The 821-nt window shown below is 50.8% G+C and carries 1 rRNA gene; it reads left to right on the forward strand.

Features of this window, described 5'->3' with window-relative positions:
• A 23S ribosomal RNA gene (locus tag AC3WMU_RS29640) occupies nucleotides 1–821 on the forward strand; the annotation flags it as partial.

Here is an 821-nt window from a genome sequence, read left to right on the forward strand (position 1 = left end):
TTGTGTGTGGAACTAAGCGTAAGACAAGTAGGGCGGGACACGTGAAATCCTGTTTGAAGATGGGGGGACCATCCTCCAAGGCTAAATACTCGTGATCGACCGATAGTGAACCAGTACCGTGAGGGAAAGGCGAAAAGAACCCCGGAAGGGGAGTGAAATAGATCCTGAAACCGTATGCATACAAACAGTAGGAGCCTCCTTGTGGGGTGACTGCGTACCTTTTGTATAATGGGTCAGCGACTTACATTCAGTGGCAAGGTTAACCGAATAGGGAAGCCGTAGCGAAAGCGAGTCCGAATAGGGCGATTCAGTCGCTGGGTGTAGACCCGAAACCAGATGATCTATCCATGGCCAGGTTGAAGGCACGGTAACACGTGCTGGAGGACCGAACCCACTAATGTTGAAAAATTAGGGGATGAGCTGTGGATAGGGGTGAAAGGCTAAACAAATCTGGAAATAGCTGGTTCTCTCCGAAAACTATTTAGGTAGTGCCTCAAGTATTACTGCGGGGGGTAGAGCACTGTTATAGCTAGGGGGTCATGGCGACTTACCAAACTATGGCAAACTCCGAATACCCGCAAGTACAGCTTGGGAGACAGAGCACCGGGTGCTAACGTCCGGACTCAAGAGGGAAACAACCCAGACCGCCAGCTAAGGTCCCGAATTATCGCTAAGTGGGAAACGAAGTGGGAAGGCATAGACAGTCAGGAGGTTGGCTTAGAAGCAGCCATCCTTTAAAGAAAGCGTAATAGCTCACTGATCGAGTCGTCCTGCGCGGAAGATGTAACGGGGCTAAGCGATAAACCGAAGCTGCGGGTGTG

The sequence above is a fragment of the Achromobacter sp. FW305-C-13 genome (assembly GCF_058783475.1).